This window comes from Maritimimonas sp. 2205BS37-2, assembly GCF_056591755.1.
This window is the reverse complement of record NZ_JBWQOI010000001.1, coordinates 1,084,027-1,098,503: the sequence shown is the minus strand read 5'-3', so window position 1 is coordinate 1,098,503 and position 14,477 is coordinate 1,084,027. Positions and strand designations below refer to the sequence as shown.

At 33.4% G+C, this 14,477-nt stretch carries 19 protein-coding genes; 15 read left to right on the top strand and 4 right to left on the bottom strand.

Annotated elements, in window-relative coordinates; translation table 11 throughout:
- The first annotated feature begins 76 nt into the window (after nucleotides 1-76).
- From AC1EUU_RS05250 to AC1EUU_RS05195, 12 genes are all read left to right on the top strand, one after another.
- Nucleotides 77-1,255: a vWA domain-containing protein gene (locus AC1EUU_RS05250; RefSeq protein WP_480200329.1), complete on the top strand. Its 1,179-nt coding sequence runs from the start codon at nucleotides 77-79 to the stop codon at nucleotides 1,253-1,255.
- Nucleotides 1,256-1,423: 168 nt separating this feature from the next.
- The gene (locus AC1EUU_RS05245) at nucleotides 1,424-1,609 is read left to right on the top strand and encodes a hypothetical protein (RefSeq protein ID WP_480200328.1); all 186 of its coding nucleotides are present in this window, start codon (nucleotides 1,424-1,426) and stop codon (nucleotides 1,607-1,609) included.
- A 157-nt stretch (nucleotides 1,610-1,766) separates the two neighbouring features.
- Nucleotides 1,767-2,759: a DUF2141 domain-containing protein gene (locus AC1EUU_RS05240; protein ID WP_480200327.1), complete on the top strand. Its 993-nt coding sequence runs from the start codon at nucleotides 1,767-1,769 to the stop codon at nucleotides 2,757-2,759.
- Nucleotides 2,760-2,877: 118 nt separating this feature from the next.
- Complete coding sequence (locus AC1EUU_RS05235; protein WP_480200326.1) at nucleotides 2,878-3,294, top strand: DUF2141 domain-containing protein; 417 nt, start codon at nucleotides 2,878-2,880, stop codon at nucleotides 3,292-3,294.
- A 10-nt stretch (nucleotides 3,295-3,304) separates the two neighbouring features.
- Complete coding sequence (locus tag AC1EUU_RS05230) at nucleotides 3,305-4,675, top strand: 2TM domain-containing protein (protein ID WP_480200325.1); 1,371 nt, start codon at nucleotides 3,305-3,307, stop codon at nucleotides 4,673-4,675.
- 10 nt (nucleotides 4,676-4,685) lie between these two features.
- Nucleotides 4,686-4,997, top strand: a complete 312-nt coding sequence (locus tag AC1EUU_RS05225; RefSeq protein ID WP_480200324.1) for a 2TM domain-containing protein — start codon at nucleotides 4,686-4,688, stop codon at nucleotides 4,995-4,997.
- Nucleotides 4,998-5,047: 50 nt separating this feature from the next.
- Nucleotides 5,048-5,359 carry a 2TM domain-containing protein gene (locus AC1EUU_RS05220; protein WP_480200323.1) on the top strand — a complete coding sequence of 104 codons (312 nt, stop codon included), beginning with the start codon at nucleotides 5,048-5,050 and terminating at the stop codon, nucleotides 5,357-5,359.
- Nucleotides 5,360-5,370: 11 nt separating this feature from the next.
- The gene (locus AC1EUU_RS05215; protein WP_480200322.1) at nucleotides 5,371-5,727 is read left to right on the top strand and encodes a 2TM domain-containing protein; all 357 of its coding nucleotides are present in this window, start codon (nucleotides 5,371-5,373) and stop codon (nucleotides 5,725-5,727) included.
- A gap of 10 nt (nucleotides 5,728-5,737) precedes the next feature.
- On the top strand, nucleotides 5,738-6,085 hold the full coding sequence (locus AC1EUU_RS05210) for a 2TM domain-containing protein (RefSeq protein WP_480200321.1): 348 nt from the start codon (nucleotides 5,738-5,740) through the stop codon (nucleotides 6,083-6,085).
- Nucleotides 6,086-6,098: 13 nt separating this feature from the next.
- The gene (locus AC1EUU_RS05205; RefSeq protein WP_480200320.1) at nucleotides 6,099-6,440 is read left to right on the top strand and encodes a 2TM domain-containing protein; all 342 of its coding nucleotides are present in this window, start codon (nucleotides 6,099-6,101) and stop codon (nucleotides 6,438-6,440) included.
- Between the two features lie 8 nt (nucleotides 6,441-6,448).
- Complete coding sequence (locus tag AC1EUU_RS05200; RefSeq protein ID WP_480200319.1) at nucleotides 6,449-6,922, top strand: DUF2306 domain-containing protein; 474 nt, start codon at nucleotides 6,449-6,451, stop codon at nucleotides 6,920-6,922.
- Complete coding sequence (locus AC1EUU_RS05195) at nucleotides 6,919-7,674, top strand: LytR/AlgR family response regulator transcription factor (protein ID WP_480200318.1); 756 nt, start codon at nucleotides 6,919-6,921, stop codon at nucleotides 7,672-7,674. Before AC1EUU_RS05200 ends, AC1EUU_RS05195 begins: the two co-directional genes overlap by 4 nt.
- A 73-nt stretch (nucleotides 7,675-7,747) precedes the next feature.
- On the opposite strand, the gene AC1EUU_RS05190 is transcribed toward AC1EUU_RS05195, so the two are convergent.
- Entirely contained in the window at nucleotides 7,748-9,664 is a 1,917-nt protein-coding gene (locus tag AC1EUU_RS05190; RefSeq protein WP_480200317.1) for an alpha/beta hydrolase family protein, read from the bottom strand.
- A gap of 176 nt (nucleotides 9,665-9,840) precedes the next feature.
- Between AC1EUU_RS05190 and AC1EUU_RS05185 the strand changes: the two genes are divergently transcribed.
- The gene (locus AC1EUU_RS05185; protein ID WP_480200316.1) at nucleotides 9,841-10,233 is read left to right on the top strand and encodes a hypothetical protein; all 393 of its coding nucleotides are present in this window, start codon (nucleotides 9,841-9,843) and stop codon (nucleotides 10,231-10,233) included.
- A 14-nt stretch (nucleotides 10,234-10,247) separates the two neighbouring features.
- Here AC1EUU_RS05185 and rsmD read toward each other — a convergent pair whose 3' ends face one another.
- Genes rsmD through AC1EUU_RS05170 form a run of 3 tightly spaced genes read right to left on the bottom strand, consistent with a single transcriptional unit; the run spans nucleotide 10,248 to nucleotide 12,365 of the window.
- Nucleotides 10,248-10,802, bottom strand: coding sequence for a 16S rRNA (guanine(966)-N(2))-methyltransferase RsmD (rsmD, locus tag AC1EUU_RS05180; RefSeq protein ID WP_480200315.1), 555 nt, complete (start codon nucleotides 10,800-10,802; stop codon nucleotides 10,248-10,250).
- Nucleotides 10,802-11,656, bottom strand: a complete 855-nt coding sequence (locus tag AC1EUU_RS05175) for a DUF3822 family protein (RefSeq protein ID WP_480200314.1) — start codon at nucleotides 11,654-11,656, stop codon at nucleotides 10,802-10,804. Before AC1EUU_RS05175 ends, rsmD begins: the two co-directional genes overlap by 1 nt.
- Nucleotides 11,622-12,365: a hypothetical protein gene (locus tag AC1EUU_RS05170; RefSeq protein ID WP_480200313.1), complete on the bottom strand. Its 744-nt coding sequence runs from the start codon at nucleotides 12,363-12,365 to the stop codon at nucleotides 11,622-11,624. The genes AC1EUU_RS05175 and AC1EUU_RS05170 overlap by 35 nt, the downstream gene beginning before the upstream one ends.
- Before the next feature lie 110 nt (nucleotides 12,366-12,475).
- Between AC1EUU_RS05170 and AC1EUU_RS05165 the strand changes: the two genes are divergently transcribed.
- Both AC1EUU_RS05165 and AC1EUU_RS05160 read left to right on the top strand, forming a co-directional pair.
- Nucleotides 12,476-13,906 (top strand): ATP-dependent DNA helicase, encoded by a 1,431-nt coding sequence (locus tag AC1EUU_RS05165; RefSeq protein ID WP_480200764.1) that lies wholly within the window; start codon nucleotides 12,476-12,478, stop codon nucleotides 13,904-13,906.
- 6 nt (nucleotides 13,907-13,912) lie between these two features.
- Nucleotides 13,913-14,467 (top strand): 1-acyl-sn-glycerol-3-phosphate acyltransferase, encoded by a 555-nt coding sequence (locus AC1EUU_RS05160; RefSeq protein ID WP_480200312.1) that lies wholly within the window; start codon nucleotides 13,913-13,915, stop codon nucleotides 14,465-14,467.
- The last annotated feature ends 10 nt before the right edge of the window (nucleotides 14,468-14,477 follow it).

Here is a 14,477-nt window from a genome sequence, read left to right as displayed (position 1 = left end):
CACTCAATGAAAAGGCACGATTACTCGAATTGACTTTTACAATACTTGGTTCATTTATAGTTTTAAAGAAAAAACCATGTATAGATTATTCCTAATATTTGCTTTTACAACGTTACTAATCAATTGTGAAAATCCTAAAAAAGAAACTCAAGAAATTGCGGTCAATAACCCAAAGGGTGTTGTTATTCGTACCAATTCTATTAAGCCAACTGCTAGTAAAAATGCAGAAATTGTTTTTTGTCTTGATGCAACAGGTAGTATGAGCGGACTCATTGGAACTGCTAAAGAAAAGATATGGGATATCGTTTCAGAAATGGCACAGAATAGCGCTATTGATACATTAAAATTAGGAATGATCTTTTATAGAGATAGAGGAGATCTGTTTATTACAAAAAAAATAGCACTGACCACAGATATTGATGCTGTCTATACCGATCTTTTAGAAATACAGGCTGGTGGAGGAGGAGATGCTCCTGAAAGTGTGAATCAAGCTTTAAATGAAGCTGTGAACGATATGAATTGGTCTAGAACTGCAAGAACTTATCGTAGCATTTTTGTTGTTGGAGACTGCCCTCCACACATGGATTACCAAAACGACGTACTTTATACCACAAGTTGTGAAGAAGCTGCACAAAAAGATATTACAATAAATACCATTAAATTAGGGAATGCTTGTATAGAAGCCGTTGAACATTTTAAGAAAATGGCAAGCTGTACTAACGGAGAATTTCTAAGGTTAGATCAAGATGCAACCGACTATGTGGTAGCAACCCCTTATGACGAAGAAATAAATAAAGTATCTAAAGAAATAGATGACTCTCGATTGTATTACGGAAACCAAGAAGAACAAGAAATTAAAAATGTAAGCAAGTTAAAGGCTTTAGAAGTGTATGATAAAGGGACTTCTACCGCCAACAGTGCCAGAGCATCTTATAAGATTAGTAGACTTGGAGAAAAATCATGGATGGGTTCTAAAGAGATCGCTAAAGATTATAAAAGTGGGAAAATTAAGCTAGAAGAAATCGAAGAAGAAGAATTACCGACGATATTGAAGGGGAAATCTTTAGATGAAAAAGAAATGATAATTGAAGAATTAGTATCCACAAGAGAATCGAATATGATAAAGCTGAAAGATTTAAGTAAAAAAAGAAAAGAATTTATTGAACAAAAAATGAAAGAAAGAGGCTCTAAAGATAGTCTTTCATTCAGTAAAGAAGTGCTTAAAATAATGGACAAGCAGTCAAAACGAAATTAACTTACTAAAAACAACAATTTGGCGATTAAGGGTTTTTCCTAAGCATTTAAGGTGTTTTTCCTGTTGAATTTTGTGAAGCTCATTCTTAAATTTGATGTTGACCTCTTATGTATATAGATTAGCTATATACACGATTTACAGCTTACATAATAATTAAACCTTGTAAATATGTGTCTTACATTAGAAAAAGAAAAAATTATCAATATCTCTACCGAAAATCATCGCATTACCGCCACAAGCTGTAGCAGATATTGTCCGAGAGATTCATGCAATGGCGAATGCCATTTAAACGCCGGCCATAATGGTAGTCATAAATGTGGTACCTGCGGCAATACCTGGTCTTGGTTAGACTAAAAATGAAACACCTCGAAGAGGTGTTTTTTACATAAATACTTCTTGTTTTTAATCTACGTTACAATTCATCCCCAAAAAATAACAGTTCGGTCGTAAAGAGTTTTAAAATCAATGCCTTCTCAAGACTTTTGAGGCATCATTTTAAACCATTTAAATCATGATACGAATCGTAACTACCTTATTATTAATTCTACTGAGCTATCTTACGGAGGCTCAAACCAAATTTGAAAAAGGCATGGAGCAAGCTTTTGTCTTACAACAAGAGCAAAAACTTGAAGAATCAGCCAACCTTTTAGAGCGCATTGCCAGTGCCGAAACCGATAACTGGCTACCTAGCTATCACTTAGCTTTATTGCAAACACGCATGTCTTTTGGCATGAAAGATAAAGATAAACGTGCCAAGCAAATTTCAGCTGCCGAAGAACATATTGCAACGGCAGCTATGATCTCACCAGATAATTCAGAAATACTAGTGGTAAAAGCATTAATTAATGTTGCTAAAGTAGCATCAGACCCAATGACTTACGGCCCAACCTTATCTGCACCAACGACCGAATTGTATAAAAAAGCAATTGCGTTAGATGCTTCAAATCCGCGTGCACATAGTGGCCTAGCAGAATTTGAAATGGGAGGTGCTCGTTTCTTCGGACAAGACCTTACACCGTACTGTAAACGTTTACAAGAATCAATTGCATTATATGATGCCTTTGAACCCGAAGGAAAATTTTATCCGAACTGGGGTAAAGAATGGACATTACGTGTTATTAAGTCGTGCGGAAAAGATAAAAAAGAATCGACTGCCCCCATTACTATTACTGCTACAGTAGAGAATGTATTAAGCGCTGATGGTGATGTGAAATTTGCCCTTTATACTAAAGACGGATTTCTAAATAAACCAATTATGAATGACGTTGCGGTAATTAAAGATGGTAAAGCAACAGTGACATTTAAAAATGTACCTAAAGGTGAATATGCCATTGTTTGCTACCATGATAAAAACGCAAATGGTAAAATGGATTTTGAAACTAATGGAATACCAAATGAAGAATTTGGTACTTCTAACAATGTAATGCGTATGGGGCCACCATTATTTGAGGATGCTAAATTTATAGTTGAAAATAAATCTGTAGATTTAAAGATTAGATTTTAATTGGCATTTTAAGGAGTTCTGATATCTATCGGAACTAAGTGAGAATCTTTAAAAATAAATATAAAACAAAGAGATTAGCAAGAGCCGGTGCTTAAAAATGGCCATAAAATTTGAAACAATGAGACTTTTAATTCTAATACTAGTTTTAATAACACCCTTAGCGGGAAACGCACAAGAACAAAATCATACGCTTACCATTAATATCAAAGGAGTAGAAGAGAAGGTAGGTAAAAAGGTATTCATTGCCTTGTATGATAGTGCCGATGCGTTTTTAAAGAAGCCGATTAAAGGAATCATTATCCAATTAAAAAATGGAAATGGAACCGCAATCATAGAAGGCATAAAACAAGGTACATATGCAGTATCATCTTTTTACGATAAAAATGATAATGGAAAAATGGATACCAATTTTTTAGGAATACCTAAAGAACCAACGGGCACTAGCAATAATGCAAAAGCCTATATGGGCCCGCCTAAGTATAAAGATGCTAAATTTGAACTTAAAGCAGACAAAACAATCACGATCAACTATTAAACCGATATCTGTGGAAACCAAAGGACTATTTTCAATAAATAATTTAAGAAATGGCTTTATAATATGCCTAAAAGTAACGGTAATATTAGCTATTCTATTCATTTTTTTGTCACGTCAATTTACAGTTGAAGGTGTATTGAGCTCTTTTGGTATCTCTGCTTTATATTGTTTTGGTATTGGCTTTGGTTTAGGTATTATTAACAGGTTTCTCAATTCTAAATGGGATTGGGTTAAGCAAACAAATCAGCGTGTTACTGCCGGGATTATTACCACAGTAGTGTATGTTATACCGGTTGTATTATTGATAAACTATGTGCTGTTTGTATATATTCAAGGAGCCGATCCCGATCAATTCTTTCAAGGAAACTTCTTTTGGATACACATTTTTTATGTGGTAATATCATTAGCCGTAGCCACCTTTATGCATGCCCGCGATTTCATGCGTAATTGGAAAGCTGCCGTAGGTAAAGAAACTAAAATACAAAAGGTAATAGCCGGTACGGCAAGTGCAAAATTTGATGCCTTAAAGAATCAATTAGACCCGCATTTTTTATTCAATAGCTTAAACGTATTAACGAGTTTAATAGATGAAGATCCTGACAACGCACAGCGATTTACAACTTCGTTGTCAAAAGTTTACAGATATGTACTTGAACAGAAAAATAAGGAATTGGTAACCGTTGAAGATGAGCTAAAATTTGCCAGAACCTATATGTCACTCTTAAAAATGCGTTTTGAAGACAGTATTATTTTTGAGATTCCAGAAAAAGTTAATAACCCAGAAGCAAAAGTAGTGCCCTTATCATTACAATTGTTATTAGAAAATGCGGTAAAGCATAATATGGTAACCTCTCAAAAACCATTGCATATTAAGATATATGAAAAAGAAAATAATCTTATTGTAGAAAATAATCTACAGCCAAAACAAGTGGTAAAAAAGAGCAGTGGTGTTGGTTTGGCAAATATTGTACAGCGATACGGATTACTAACCAAAAGAGAAATGAAGATTGAGCAAACTACGAAGTACTTTTCTGTGGCGGTACCCTTATTAACAAAACAGATTTCTGTAATGACAGAAGTGCAAGAAAACTATATTGAAGACAAACGATATATGCGTGCGAAAGAGCGTGTAAAAAAGGTAAAGGAGTTTTACTCAAACCTAATATCTTACCTTATTGTTATACCCATTTTGGCGCTCGTAAATTATTTAACAACAGATTTCCCTTGGGTGGTATTTCCAGCATTGGGTTGGGGATTTGGAGTTGTGGCACACTACTTAGATGCTACCGGAAGAACACCATTCTTAGGGAAAAACTGGGAACAACGTAAGATAGAAGAACTAATGGGAGAAGAAGAAAACGAAAGAAAACAATACCGTTAATTGATAGCGAATGGACACACAAGAAACATCTACTAAAGAAGAAAAATACCTAAAGGCAAAAAGGCGCTTAGATCAACTTAAAGGATTCTACTGGCATTTATTTGTATACCTATTGGTTATACCCATTTTAGCAGTAGTTAATTATTTAACAACTGAGTATCCGTGGGTTATTTTTCCGGCGATCGCTTGGGGTTTTGCTGTGGGCATACATTGGTTTTCAATTTTTGTGAGGCATACCATTTTTAGTGATAAATGGGAAGAACGTAAGATCCAAGAATTTATGGATGAAGATGCAGATCAACATAAACAACTATACAACTAACCAAGGCAATATTGCAGTATAAAATGTAAATGCCTAAAAAACCAAAAAAGATGGAAAATTTTGATAAAGAAAATAAATACATAAGAGCCAAAGAACGTGTTGAAGAAATGAAGAAGTTTTATTCAAGTTTGGCATGGTATATTATTGTAATTGGCTTTTTAGCCTGGCTTAATTATTATACCAACGGATGGCATTATATGTGGTTTTTATGGGCGGCATTTGGATGGGGAATTGGTTTAATATTCCATGCCATTAAAGTATTTAGATTAAACCCATTTTTAAGTAAAGACTGGGAAGAGCGTAAGATCAAAGAGTTTATGGAAGAAGAAAATAGAGACCTAACAAAAAATCGTTGGGAGTAAATTCTTGAGAGATGGATAAAGATAAAGCAAGCGCCTATTATAGAGCTCAAAAACGAGTAAAAGAAATTAAAGGATTTTATACACATTTAGCCATTTTTATTGCCTTTAGTTTAGTATGGTGGCTCTTATTGGGGAATCTTGAAGATTTTGTCTTAGCAAATGTTTCAGATCCAGATAAAGGCTTTCTTAACTGGGTAGATGTAAACGTCTGGTTAACACCAACCATTTGGGCATTGGCGTTAATAATACATGGAGTTTATGTATTTACCAACGGATTTAATTTTTTAAGAAACTGGGAAGAAAAAAAGATACAAGAATACATGGCTGAAGAAGGCGAAGAAAGAGCCTCAAACGGTCAATGGGAATAGATTTTAAATTATGAATGAATTAGATAAAATACAAAACGATAATTATTTAAAAGCAAAGAAGCGTGTTAAACAAATTAGAGGATTTTATACACACTTACTCGTATTTTTATTAGTGAATACATCAATAACAATCGCAAAAATGATTCTCTTTCATGATGTAGTGGATATAAAAACTTTTTCTGCCGCATTAAGGCATATTGATATTTATTTAAGCTGGGCGCTATGGGGATTTGGATTGTTTATTCATGGTTTAGTTGTATTTGTCTTTAAAGGATCAATTTTTAAAGGATGGGAAGAACGAAAACTCAAAGAATATCTTGATGAAGAAAATGAACAAATGAATAACCGTTACGAATAAAAATAATTTAGATATGGATTTTGAAGAGCGAACAAAAAGCGATAATTATTTAAGAGCGAAGAAACAGGTTGATGAATTAAAAGGATTTTATGTGCATTTAGCCATTTATCTTTTGGTAAACTTATTTATATCAACCGTTAAAATTGTACATAACCTGCAAGATGGAGAAACATTTAGCCAAGCATTTTTTGACTTTGGAACCTTTGCTGTTTGGTTGTTTTGGGGAATAGGAATCTTATTTCATGCCTGGGGCGTACTTGGTAAAGATATCTTTTTTGGTAAAGATTGGGAAAAGCGAAAGATCAAAAAATATATTGAAGAAGAGCAAAATGAATATAGAAATAGATATGAATAATACTCGCTGTGTTAGATACTATTATACATAGCAACATTGGTTTATTTCATACATTAACCGCGGTGCTCGCCTTGATTTTTGGAACAATAGTACTACTGAATAAAAAAGGAACCGTATTGCATAAAAAAATGGGCTATACCTATACAGTATGTATGCTGTTGCTAAACCTAAGCGCTTTTTTTATTGTAAATTTTGGTGGATTTAGCATATTTCACTTTTTTGCAATTATAAGCTTATTAACTGTGGTAGCGGGTGTAGTACCAACATTAAAACGTAGTGAGAACTGGTTTATAAAGCATTATTATTATATGAGCTGGTCTGTTGTGGGCTTGTACGCAGCACTTTGGGCAGAAATTGGTACACGTTTTATTACAAATAAGCAACAATTTTGGTGGGTAGTGGCATTGGCCACCTTAGTAACCATCTACGTTGGAAGGATAATTATTAATAAACAAGCTAAAAAATTGAATTTAAGAGAATGAATGTAATCATTATAGAAGACGAAAAACCAGCAGCTAGAAGATTATCTAGACTACTTGAAAAGGTTGGGGTAGCGGTTAGTACCATGCTACACTCTGTTGAAGAATCAATTAATTGGTTTCATAATAATGAACACCCCGATCTAATTTTTTTAGATATTCAGCTATCTGATGGCCTATCTTTTGAGATTTTTGACGAGGTAGAGATTAGTAGTTCTATCATATTTACAACCGCTTACGATGAATATGCTTTACAGGCTTTTAAGTTGAATAGTATTGATTACCTGCTAAAACCTATAGACGAAGAAGATTTAGAACGTGCCGTGGCTAAATATCAAAATATGGCACCCAAATCTCAAAACGTACAAGTAAATTTTGAAGATATTAAAAAGCTACTTACAAATCCTATAGAACGTGAGTATAAAAAACGTTTTACGGTAAAAGTAGGCCAGCACTTAAAAATGATACCTATAGATACCATTGAGTGTTTTTATAGCGAAAATAAAGGTACTTATGCACATACCGATGAAAGCAGGGATTATTTATTAGATCTTACGCTTGAACAACTTGAAAATGAACTAGACCCAAAAACTTTTTTTAGAGTAAGTAGAAAGTTCTTTGTAAATGTAAATGCTATTAAAGATATGGTTTCATACACGAATTCACGCTTACAAATAAAACTGAATAGCTATAAAGACCAAGATGTAATCGTTGCTCGTGAACGTGTACGCGATTTTAAAGATTGGTTAGAATAAAAAAATCTGAGCAAAGCGAGAATTCTATGAATTTTTCGCTTTGCTCAGATTTACAACTAACTAATTAGTAGTTTTATTCTTTTACAGGTTCGTCACCACCCAAATGTTTATCTAAGAAGCCTAATATCTTACCATAAGCTTCTATTTGATTTTCTTTCTTAACAAAGCCGTGCCCTTCATCTTCAAATAATACATAATCTACTGGTACATTATTTTTACGTACTTCGGCTACAATTTCATCAGATTCAACTTGGAGTACACGCGGATCTTTAGCGCCCTGTAATACCATTAGAGGCTTGGTAACATTCTCAGCATGGAATAAAGGCGAAATCTTATGTAATCTCACAGAATCTGCAGAATATGGATCGCCCATTTCTTTATACAAGGCATCTTTAAAAGACTCCCACCAAGGTGGAATACTTCTAATAGTTCTAATCCAATTGGTAACACCAAAAATATTAACGCCAACATCAAATTCTTCTGGTTTAAATGTTAAGGCAGCCATCGTCATATAACCACCATAAGATCCACCTATAATTCCTATTCTGTCGGCATTTATTTCTGGTTGATCTGCTAGCCAGTTTTTGCCTTCAACACAGTCTTGTAAGTCTTTTTCTCCATGATTTAAGTCATCCATTTGGAAAAAGGTTTTACCATAACCGCTACTACCTCTATTATTTACTGCTAAAATAGCATAACCATGATTTACTAAATACTGAATTAATGAGGAGAAATTTTGTCTTGATTGGCCTCCAGGTCCACCATGTACCCAAACCAATGCCGGTACTTTATTTTCTACTGAAGCTTGATGTGGTAAATAGTAGATGGCTGGTATTTCTAGGCCATCAAAAGACTTATAACGAACCACCTTAGCCGTTACCATATCAACAGGATTAATATCACCATTTAAAACGTCAGAGAGCTTTTTATGTTCTTTAGTGGCTACGTCATAAGAATACAAGTTTGAAGGCGTATTAGAGCCTCTTACATAAAATCTGGCCTTAGTACCATCTCTTGAAAAGCTTACACTACTTACATCACCGGCATCAAATTTTGGAAAATCTACGCTTTTGCCGGTTGCAACGTCAACAACATCAATTTCGGTCTTTGCATCGGCATTAACATAGGTAATTTGATATTTTCCGTCATGTGTAAAGAAACTACTCCAGATATCCCAATCTTTCTCGAGTACTTTTTCATAAGTCTTATCTTCAAGATTGTACTTTTTTAAGTAAGCAAATTCATTACCATCATCTGTTGTATAGAGCAAAGACTTACTGTCTGGCGTAAAATCTGAAGCAGAATTTGCAGATTGATTTTCATTTACTTTCGTTAACGATTTGTCATCAAAATTATAAACGAATAAGTCGCCATCATTTGTAGTAATTGCCTTACTTAGCGCCATATATTTTTTATCGCGAGAAATACCGCCAAAGCTATAAGCATTGTCATTTTGATAGATCATTTTTGGTGTCATCGTGGCTATATCCATTTCGTATACATCGGTAAAACGCGGATTTCTTTTTGTGTAACCATAGAAGAAACTATTACCATCATGTGCCCATCCATAGAAGGAAGCTCTGGCACCTTTATCGGGTGTTAATTCAGTAACAGAACCTGTTGTATCTCTTGCATACAAATGGAAAATTTCGTCACCATTACCATCCATTCTAAAAAGAATACGATCATCATTTGGGAAATAAGATATACCAAATACAGATGCGCTATCTGATTGCGTTAATGGAGTAAAATCACCACCATCTGTAGGAACAGTATACATATTGTAAATACCCGAACGATTGCTGGTTACTAAAAGATTTGATTTGTCGGGAGAAAAACTACCACCGGCTACAACTTCGTTATCCATCATTTGCTCAATGGTATACGATTTAAGGTTTTTAACGATCTCTGCGTTCTCATCAATTTTTTGCTCTTTTTTACAAGCTACCAAACATGAAAATGCAAAGACAAGTACAATTAGTCTTTTCATATATTAAGTTAGTTTAGATATAAGTTACTAAGTTACTATTAATTAATAAGTTGTCAGTATTTTTAACAAATTTTAGTAAAAAAGCCAGAATGTTAAATTTCTTCAGAATTTCTTTAGTTTTTATAGCTTATTTTGCTATTTTAGTAAATGAATTAATTACCCCTTAAAAGTCTGCTTTGAAAAAGATACTTCTCGCCCTTATTTTTGGTTTAATAACCTTGTCTTTATATGCGCAATCAACGGAAAAACCTAAGTTATTTAAATATGTAAGTACAGGTCATGATGGTGCTGTAGTTTTTACCGTTATTGATGATTCTCGCAAACCATCTATGACCATAGAGTCTGTTGAAGATTTTTATAAATATCAGCTCGTAGATATAAAAACGGGTGAAGTAGTACTTACACTACGCAATAAAGGTAAAAAAGGGAGTATTGATAAGACGAACTTAACTGCAGGAGATTATAACTTATTAGTTTATACAAAAAGCTTTATTATTGGTTCTGAAATCACTGTTACACCACCAGCGATGACCAATAGCAGTGTAGCTATTAATCTCGATGATAATTAACGAATAGCGTGATTTTATTCAGTTGGTGCTTTATATTCAAAGAAGCTAAAAGCACTACCACCATATTTTTTCTCATAAGTAAAATGATCGAGGTCTGAAAGATCTGTATGCTTAGAATGCTCAACGATCAATGTACCATCTTCTTTTAGCAATTGACGTTCAAAAATTAAAGAAGGAATTGTCGCAAATTGCTCTTTCGAAAATCCGTAAGGCGGGTCAGCAAAAATGATATCTGCTTTAATAGTAGCTTTTTCAAGATATTTAAAAGCATCACTTCTCAAAGTAGTTATAGTACTTGCTCCTAACTGTTTAGCTACAGCATCTATAAAGCGAACACATCCTTTATGATGATCTACACTAACTACATACCGGGCTCCGCGTGAAGCAAATTCTAAACTTATACTCCCAATACCAGCAAAGAGATCAATAACAGAAAGATTGTCAAAATAATAGCTATTATTCAAGATGTTAAATAAGGCCTCTTTGGCCATATCTGTGGTAGGCCTGGTAGGTAAATTTCTGGGCGCGTTAAACCTTCTACCTTTATATAAACCCGATACGATTCGCATTAAAATTGGTGAAAAAGGGTGAAATAGTTTCTTTTTACTTCTTCTGTAAAGTGATCGTCATAAATATACTTAGAGCGGTTTTCTAATAAACTTACATTTCTCACATATTTATATGCGATGTCATAAAGCTCATTATCTTTTTCAACGCGACCTAATAATTTAAGTTCAAATTTTTCAGGGTTCATTTTTAGCTGCTCAGCTGTAAAGAGTATGTAGTAAATAAAATCTTCTTTGCTTGTATATTTAAAGGTATTATATAATTGAAGTTTTTTATCAGAAATAACAACCAACTCAAAATGAGAATGACATACGTTAGCAAACATTTGCGGTGCTAAACTGTATTTATAGACATCATATAAGTTTTCTACCAAAATAGAGGAGAAGTGCTTGTATTCAAAACCTCCAAATTGGTCAATAAAAAAGTTGTTAACGTTTACATAAGGCACATAAACATTTACCATTTCATGATTTTTTAATTCATCATAAGCGAAAAAATCATGTTTGAGTGTTTTGTTATTAAATTCAACATAACTACCTAACTTATTTTCATCAAAAAGTGGTTTAGGTACCAATGAGGAGAGATCATTAATATGACTAATACAAACGGTATTAAATCGATTTTTTAATAGTTTATTTGCGTCAAAAACATCGGCGATATTGGTAAGTAAGCTTTGTGGTGTGTGAGATGTCTTTTCTTTAAAAACATAATCGCTTAAAGCCACAAATTCTTTGGTGTCTTTATTTAAAACACAAAAAGAAAATCCATCCAAACTAAATTGGATGGATAAATGGATATTACTTAGATCACTAAGATCTAAATTATTCTTCTGAATCTTTCTTTTCTCCTGAATCATAAAATGGTGGCCAGTTACCATTTACTTTTACGTCATCTAATGATCCTACAGAAATAAACTCACCGCTTACTTCTGGACCACCAAATGCTTCTTTTTCTTGCTTAATCAGATTAATATCAAGTCCATCTAATATCACACCTTTATCAACTTTAGCTTGAAAAACAGGTGATTTGATACCTTGAACCTTTTCTACATAACCAGTTTCCAAAGAAAAGTTGATGCTTGCTTCTGGTACTTTAGCCATATTTTTATAGTCTCGTTCTTTATAAGACTCTTTTACGGGTTTAAAACCTATTGTATCTACTTGACGTTCTTCAACCTCAATCATAATTGGGCTGTACGTGGTACCTTTATTTACAGTTTTAATAACGTTTTTCGTTTCAGTTACAGCAAATTGTGCAGTGTCAATAAATGCAATTAATTGATCAAATTTCTTTGCATAATCGCCAGTTACCGACTTATGATCTACCTGAGCATCTCTAATGATCTTTAAACGATCAATCACCTTAGCATAACGAGCCTTTTTCTCTTTATTAAATTCAATTGGAGCCATAATGCCATTGTAGATCTTATAGCCTAGAAAAACAATTAGTAACCATAACAAAACAGATATGATAACTCTAGTACCTTTATTGGTTTTATTCACGATAAAATACGCTAAACCAGCAGCTACTAATATGGCTACTATAATAATTAAAACTGTTAACATTTTAGAAGTAAATTTTTTAGGTTATAGGCAAATCTACAAAAATTTTTCATTGGTAAAAATTTTTATGGCTAAATCAATTTGTACCTTTGGCTTTTTATTTTGATAGCTTAATGATTAAAGATTCTAATACATTTTATAAACTTTTAACAAATAAGTTTCCTTTTACCCCCACAGCTACTCAAAATGAACTATTACTACAATTGTCTGATTTTATCTTTAATGATAATGTAAAACAACTGTTTTTACTAAAAGGATATGCAGGTACAGGTAAAACTACTACCATCAGTACCGTAGTGAATTGCTTATGGCAAGCAGGTAAAAAATCTGTATTGTTGGCACCTACAGGAAGAGCTGCAAAAGTAATTGGTGGTTATGCAAACAGGCAGGCATTCACCATACATAAAAAGATATACCATCCGCGTAAGAAGAATAATGGCAGTGTTTCATTTGTTCTTCAAAATAACAAACATACCAATACTATTTTTATTGTAGATGAAGCTTCTATGATACCAGATAGAGCGGCAGATGCACGACTATTCGAAAATGGCTCTTTATTAGATGATCTTTTATTTTATGTGTACTCGGGTAAAAACTGCAAATTGGTATTAATTGGTGATACCGCGCAATTACCTCCGGTTAAATTAGAACTTAGTCCGGCATTAGATGCCCGTGTTTTAGAACTCAATTATAACAAAGATGTAAAAGAACTAGAGCTAGATGAGGTAATGCGTCAACATGAAAATTCTGGTATTTTAAGCAATGCAACAGCATTAAGGGTGAATCTTGATGATGGAGGTTTTGAAAATTTTAAGTTTAGCATAAATCAACCAGATATTATTCGCTTAACCGATGGTTATGATATTCAAGATGCTATTCACAGCGCCTATGATAGCGATATTGGCGTTGAAGAAACAGCATTTATTGTACGTTCAAATAAAAGAGCAAATCAGTACAATCAACAAATACGCAGTAAGATACGCGGACAAGAAAATGAAATAGCAACCGGTGATTATGTAATGGTTGTTAAGAACAACTATTTTTGGTTAAAAGATAGCTCTGAAGCAGGTTTTATTGCTAATGGAGACATTTGTGAGATCTTAGAAATACGAGCGCAGAAAGAATTATATGGTTTTCGTTTTGCGGAAGTGAAATTGAGAATGATCGATTACCCGAATCAAAGACCTTTTGAAACCGTATTGTTATTAGATACTTTAACTTCTGAAACTCCTTCGTTATCGTATGAAGATTCGAATAGATTGTATGAGGAAGTAAAAAAGGATTTTGAACATGAAAAATCATCTTATAAGCGCTTGTTATCAGTAAAAAAGAATAAATATTTTAATGCTTTACAGGTTAAATTTTCATATGCAATGACTTGTCATAAATCACAAGGAGGCCAGTGGAAAACGGTTTTTATTGAACAACCTTATTTACCAAATGGGCCCGATATTTCTTACCTTAGATGGTTGTATACTGCTGTTACGAGAGCGCAAGAAAAATTGTATTTAATAGGGTTTAAAGACGAGTTTTTTAATGAATAAACGGGTATGAAAAAACTAATAGCAAAATTTGTCCTTTTTATTTCAGGTTGGAAAGCTGATTACAAAGATCAATTTAAAGTCGATAAATCAGTGATGCTCGCTGCACCTCACACATCTAACTGGGATATAGTTTATGCCTTGGCCGTTTATTGGCTTGAAGGAATAGATGCTAAATTTTTAATTAAAAATAGTTATACCAAGAGCTTTTTTGGCTTTTTCTTTAAATGGTTGGGCGCTATTGGTGTAGACAGAAGTAAAAATAATAATCTTGTTGATTATTCAGTAGAGCTTTTTAATACATCTGACAAATTAATTTTAATGGTTCCTGCTGAAGGAACACGAAGAAGAGTAGAGAAGTGGAAAACTGGATTTTATCACATTGCCAAGAATGCTGAAGTACCTGTTTCTTTTGGCTTTCTAGATTATAAAAATAAGATTGCTGGTGTAGGCAATGTACATAAGCTATCAGGAAATTTTGAAGCTGACATGCAAGTAATTGAGGATTTTTACGTAACGATTGAAGGGAAGCATCCAGAACTGTATAATAAAAAAATCTTTTAGCCTCAAATCT

Excerpts from the sequence above, each read along its gene's own strand:
- AC1EUU_RS05250 (WP_480200329.1), top strand. The coding sequence starts at position 77 with ATGTATAGATTATTCCTAATATTTGCTTTTACAACGTTACTAATCAAT.
- AC1EUU_RS05245 (WP_480200328.1), top strand. The coding sequence starts at position 1,424 with ATGTGTCTTACATTAGAAAAAGAAAAAATTATCAATATCTCTACCGAA.
- AC1EUU_RS05240 (WP_480200327.1), top strand. The coding sequence starts at position 1,767 with ATGATACGAATCGTAACTACCTTATTATTAATTCTACTGAGCTATCTT.
- AC1EUU_RS05235 (WP_480200326.1), top strand. The coding sequence starts at position 2,878 with ATGAGACTTTTAATTCTAATACTAGTTTTAATAACACCCTTAGCGGGA.
- AC1EUU_RS05225 (WP_480200324.1), top strand. The coding sequence starts at position 4,686 with ATGGACACACAAGAAACATCTACTAAAGAAGAAAAATACCTAAAGGCA.
- AC1EUU_RS05220 (WP_480200323.1), top strand. The coding sequence starts at position 5,048 with ATGGAAAATTTTGATAAAGAAAATAAATACATAAGAGCCAAAGAACGT.
- AC1EUU_RS05215 (WP_480200322.1), top strand. The coding sequence starts at position 5,371 with ATGGATAAAGATAAAGCAAGCGCCTATTATAGAGCTCAAAAACGAGTA.
- AC1EUU_RS05210 (WP_480200321.1), top strand. The coding sequence starts at position 5,738 with ATGAATGAATTAGATAAAATACAAAACGATAATTATTTAAAAGCAAAG.
- AC1EUU_RS05205 (WP_480200320.1), top strand. The coding sequence starts at position 6,099 with ATGGATTTTGAAGAGCGAACAAAAAGCGATAATTATTTAAGAGCGAAG.
- AC1EUU_RS05195 (WP_480200318.1), top strand. The coding sequence starts at position 6,919 with ATGAATGTAATCATTATAGAAGACGAAAAACCAGCAGCTAGAAGATTA.
- AC1EUU_RS05190 (WP_480200317.1), bottom strand. The coding sequence starts at position 9,664 with ATGAAAAGACTAATTGTACTTGTCTTTGCATTTTCATGTTTGGTAGCT.
- rsmD (WP_480200315.1), bottom strand. The coding sequence starts at position 10,802 with ATGCGAATCGTATCGGGTTTATATAAAGGTAGAAGGTTTAACGCGCCC.
- AC1EUU_RS05175 (WP_480200314.1), bottom strand. The coding sequence starts at position 11,656 with ATGATTCAGGAGAAAAGAAAGATTCAGAAGAATAATTTAGATCTTAGT.
- AC1EUU_RS05170 (WP_480200313.1), bottom strand. The coding sequence starts at position 12,365 with ATGTTAACAGTTTTAATTATTATAGTAGCCATATTAGTAGCTGCTGGT.
- AC1EUU_RS05165 (WP_480200764.1), top strand. The coding sequence starts at position 12,476 with ATGATTAAAGATTCTAATACATTTTATAAACTTTTAACAAATAAGTTT.
- AC1EUU_RS05160 (WP_480200312.1), top strand. The coding sequence starts at position 13,913 with ATGAAAAAACTAATAGCAAAATTTGTCCTTTTTATTTCAGGTTGGAAA.